Origin of the sequence: Micromonospora sp. NPDC023814, assembly GCF_040639595.1 — a bacterium.
Taxonomy (GTDB): Bacteria; Actinomycetota; Actinomycetes; order Mycobacteriales; family Micromonosporaceae; genus Micromonospora.
Genome location: NZ_JBFAAF010000162.1, coordinates 1 through 4520, shown reverse-complemented (window position 1 = coordinate 4520; position 4520 = coordinate 1). Strand labels below are relative to the sequence as shown.

At 70.1% G+C, this 4520-nt stretch carries 3 protein-coding genes and 1 pseudogene; all 4 read left to right on the top strand.

Annotated features, from left to right (window positions below; all coding sequences use genetic code 11):
* Window positions 1-210: pseudogene (locus AB0G14_RS34745) on the top strand (IS30 family transposase); the annotation flags it as partial.
* Complete coding sequence (locus AB0G14_RS34740) at window positions 194-547, top strand: IS3 family transposase (RefSeq protein WP_357704877.1); 354 nt, start codon at window positions 194-196, stop codon at window positions 545-547. The pseudogene AB0G14_RS34745 and the gene AB0G14_RS34740, both read left to right, overlap by 17 nt.
* Before the next feature lie 697 nt (window positions 548-1244).
* The gene (locus AB0G14_RS34735) at window positions 1245-1433 is read left to right on the top strand and encodes a hypothetical protein (RefSeq protein ID WP_357704875.1); all 189 of its coding nucleotides are present in this window, start codon (window positions 1245-1247) and stop codon (window positions 1431-1433) included.
* Window positions 1434-1861: 428 nt separating this feature from the next.
* Window positions 1862-4520, top strand: a 2659-nt coding sequence (locus AB0G14_RS34730; RefSeq protein ID WP_357704873.1) for a WD40 repeat domain-containing protein, incomplete at its 3' end; no start/stop codon positions are given.

Sequence of the window (4520 nt, the reverse complement as noted above, 5' to 3'; positions counted from 1 at the left end):
ACGCGGCACGAACGAGAACACCAACGGGTTGCTGCGCCAGTACTTCCCCAAAGGCACCGACCTATCACGACACAGCATCACCGACCTCGGCGCCATCGCCGCCGCACTCAACAGCCGGCCGCGCAAGTCTCTGGGGTGGAGAAGCCAGCAGAAGCCCTGAACGAACACCTAGAATCGATCCAACGAGCCGGTGTTGCAACGACTCCTTGAACCTAAGACCTACACCGCGATCAAGTTCTCCGAACGCTTGGCGGACAACGGGATCCTGCCCTCGATGGGCTCCGTCGGAGACAGCTACGACAACGCCCTGATGGAGAACTTCTTCTCCACCCTGAAGATCGAACTCGTCTACCGCACCTCATGGCGGACCCGCGACGAGGCGGAGAACGCGATCTTCACCTACATCGACGGGTGGTACAACCGCGAACGCATCCAGAAGGACCTCGGCTGGCTGTCACCCGACGAGTACGAGGCCGCCTGGTACACAAACAACATCGACGCACCGAACCCCGTGAACACCACCCATGAGCAGGCTCTAGCCTGCTAACCAACCCTCCGCGTTATCGGGGGAACCTCAGGGACAAGCTGCGGGAGCGGCACCGCAACCCGGCCCGGCCGTTCGCCGTCGTTGACGAGCGCACCTGCAAGGCCCGGCCGTAGTAAACAGCGAAAAACCAACGACAACGCTGGTCAGAGCTGGTCCCGCAGGATGGCGGGGCCGCTCGTGCCGCCGACCGGTTGACCAGCGTTACGCTGATTCCGGGCTGAAAACTACGCCTGGGCCAGGTACGACCAGGCGCGCGGGAAGTAGGTCGGGTCGTGCACCATCTTTGATATGAGACAAGCGCCCACGCCGGGCCCTGGGTGAAAGGCAGGACGGGTGACGCAGCCCAACAGGGACTCGAGTGGAGGGCGTTCGTCGCGGCGTGGTGGCGTTGGTGGCGGGCGTGGTGGTGGTCGGCGGGGTGGGCGGGATCCTGGCCGGGTGTATCTGGAGGCGGCCCCGGGGCGGCCGTCGCCTGAGACGAGCCAGCGGGTGCGTCACCAGACCCGTGAGATGCTGCGCCGCGCTGGTGAGCAGGCGCGGCGCGTTGAGCGGGCTGCCAATGCCGAGTTGGGGCGCGGCAGTGCCGACGGGTTGCGCGTCGTGGTGGCTGATATGGCTGTCTCGGGCAGGGCCGAGGCGGATACCGGCGACGTGGTGGTGCGCTTTGACGTCGGGAGTCTGTTGACAGGGTCTTTGGATGATCTGGTCGCACGGGCCGTCGCTGAGGCGCGGCGTCAGGGTGCGGCTGAGCCCGCCGCGGGTGATGCGATGGATCTCGACGAGTCGGCGGGCCGGGCGGGTGATGGGCGGCCGGGCGGTGATGCGGTTGTCGGTGGTGTTGCTGGTTGGTCTGCGGGTGAAGTGGCGGAGGCTGAGCGTGGTGTGAGGGTTGGTAGCGCGCCGTTGTCGGCGGCGCGGGTCGGTCAGGTGTTGCGGGGGCGGGCAGAGATCGGGGTGCGGGTAGGTGTTCCCGCCGCCGCGGATGGGTGGCAGGCCTATCGGGAGCAGGTCGCCCGCCAGTTTGGTTCGCAGCAGCGGCCGGGCGTGTTGGCGCGACGCATGTCAGATTGGGCGGCGGGCCTGGATGTTGGTGAGGGTGAGCTCCTGCGCGCGACGGTGTCGTTGGCTTGGCAGCTGTCCAGCCTTGCCGGGTGGGCCGATCGTCGAGGTTTGTGGTTGGCGTGGTGGGCTGAGCAGGCCAGCGCGCGCAGGGTGAACACGGCGGTGAGCACTGTCCACGCGGGGTTGCCAGACCGCCTGCAAGACTTTCTGGCGGAGCTGGTGACGCGAGTGTGGGGCCGTGAAGACGTACCGATGCCTGGCCAGGTGCAACGGTTTCTGCGCGCGCTCTTCCTGGCCGACTACAGTCTTCAGTTCGGCGACGTGGCGGTTTCTCCACTCATCACTGCCGGTGGGCGGGCGAATATTGACGCCTACATGCTGAGCGACGGGGTCGAGGAACAGATCCGCAGCAACGACTTCGAGGCCGAGTCGCTGGGCTACTGGGGGCAACGCAACCGGGTATGGAGGCGCCACGACAACCAGGTGGTGGGGCTCCTGCGGCAGGATGACACCCTCGACAACGAGGCGCGGGCACTGTTGCGGGCGTTGAATGGCCTTGTTCGACCATCGACCAGGCTGGCCTTGGTGCCATACTCGCGGCCGCGGGAGGGTTCTGATGGCGGCAGGGCAGGGCCCGATGACGGCGGGGTTGATGCGGGCGAGTGGCTGACGGTCGCCGCGTCCACGCTCGATGCGGTGGTGGGTTGGTTCCACGAGCTGCGCCAGGCGGCACCACCGCCACCCGACGGGACGCGTCTGGGAACCGGCCAGGGTGAAGGTCAACTATGCCTGCTGGACTCGTTGGCGCAGCTTCTTCGCGAGGCTCGGCCGCAGGAACACCAGGACGTGACCGCCCAAACCCTGCTACAGCAGGCGCGGGAAACTCTGGGCCAGGGCAATCTCGTGGTGGCCGACGGGCTCGCGGCGCGACCAACCGACATCTACGGCGACGGATTCCTGGACTGGTTGCTCGCCAACTACCACGTCCGGGTTCAGATCTGGGAAGAGGTTGGCGGCGCGTACCACCCGCACCCGGTCGTCGGGCACGAGGGCCCACTGCTACGCGTGGCATACCGGCCGGGACACTACGACCCACTCCTGCCGGTCAACCAGGAACACCCCGCCCCACCGCCACCTCCCGACACCGAGACTTGGATACCCTGGCAGTCGCAGCCGGTAACGAGCGCGGTGACCGGGAGTCGGCCGCCGGTGGTCAGCTCTGGCGGGCAACCTGAGCGACTGCTGGCCGAGGTACCGGACGGGCCGGATCCGCTGCGCGGCCACACCGGCCCGGTGCGGGCGGTGACGTCGTGGCAGGAGCAGGACCGGCGGATGGTGGCCTCCGCCAGCCACGACCAGACGGTGCGGATCTGGGACGCGGGCAGCGGCGCCCTGATCCGGGCCCTGACCGGCCACACCGGCCTGGTGGTGGCGGTGACGTCGTGGCAGGAGCAGGACCGGCAGGTGGTGGCCTCCGCCAGCTACGACCGGACGGTGCGGATCTGGGACGCGGGCAACGGCGCCCTGATCCAGACCCTGACCGGCCACACCGGCGGGGTGTGGGCGGTGACGTCGTGGCAGGAGCAGGACCGGCGGATGGTGGCCTCCGCCAGCCACGACCAGACGGTGCGGATCTGGGACGCGGGCAACGGCGCCCTGATCCAGACCCTGACCGGCCACACCGGCTCGGTGTTGGCGGTGACGTCGTGGCAGGAGCAGGACCGGCAGGTGGTGGCCTCCGGCAGCGACGACGGGACGGTGCGGATCTGGGACGCGGGCAGCGGCGCCCTGATCCGGACCCTGACCGGCCACACCGGCGGGGTGTTGGCGGTGACGTCGTGGCAGGAGCAGGGCCGGCAGGTGGTGGCCTCCGCCAGCGCCGACGGGACGGTGCGGATCTGGGACGCGGGCAGCGGCACCCTGATCCAGACCCTGACCGGCCACACCGACTGGGTGTGGGCGGTGACGTCGTGGCAGGAGCCGGGCCAGCGGATGGTGGCCTCCGCCAGCCACGACCAGACGGTGCGGATCTGGGACGCGGGCAGCGGCGCCCTGATCCGGACCCTGACCGGCCACACCGGCGGGGTGTCGGCGGTGACGTCGTGGCAGGAGCAGGACCAGCGGGTGGTGGTCTCCGCCAGCGCCGACCGGACGGTGCGGTTGTGGCGCCTGCCCAGCGCCGGTGCTACCGGCCCGACCGGGCTGGCCGCCGACGTACCGGACGGGCCGGATCCGCTGCGCGGCCACACCGGCCCGGTGCGGGCGGTGACGTCGTGGCAGGAGCGGGACCGGCAGGTGGTGGCCTCCGCCAGCGACGACGGGACGGTGCGGATCTGGGACGCGGGCAGCGGCGCCCTGATCCGGGCCCTGACCGGCCACACCGGCTGGGTGTGGGCGGTGACGTCGTGGCAGGAGCGGGACCGGCGGGTGGTGGTCTCCGCCAGCGGCGACCGGACGGTGCGGATCTGGGACGCGGGCAGCGGCACAACGATCCGGACCCTGCGCGGCCACACCGGCTCGGTGTTGGCGGTGACGTCGTGGCAGGAGCAGGACCGGCAGGTGGTGGCCTCCGCCAGCGGCGACCGGACGGTGCGGATCTGGGACGCGGGCAGCGGCGCCCTGATCCGGGCCCTGACCGGCCACGACGGCGGGGTGTTGGCGGTGACGTCGTGGCAGGAGCAGGGCCGGCAGGTGGTGGCCTCCGCCAGCTACGACGCGACGGTGCGGATCTGGGACGCGGGCAGCGGCACAACGATCCGGACCCTGACCGGCCACACCGGCACGGTGGGTGCGGTGACGTCGTGGCAGGAGCAGGGCCGGCAGGTGGTGGCCTCCGCCAGCTACGACCGGACGGTGCGGATCTGGGACGCGGGCAGCGGCGCCCTGATCCGGACCCTGACCGGCCACACCA

Excerpts from the sequence above, each read along its gene's own strand:
- AB0G14_RS34735 (WP_357704875.1), top strand. The coding sequence starts at position 1,245 with ATGATCTGGTCGCACGGGCCGTCGCTGAGGCGCGGCGTCAGGGTGCGG.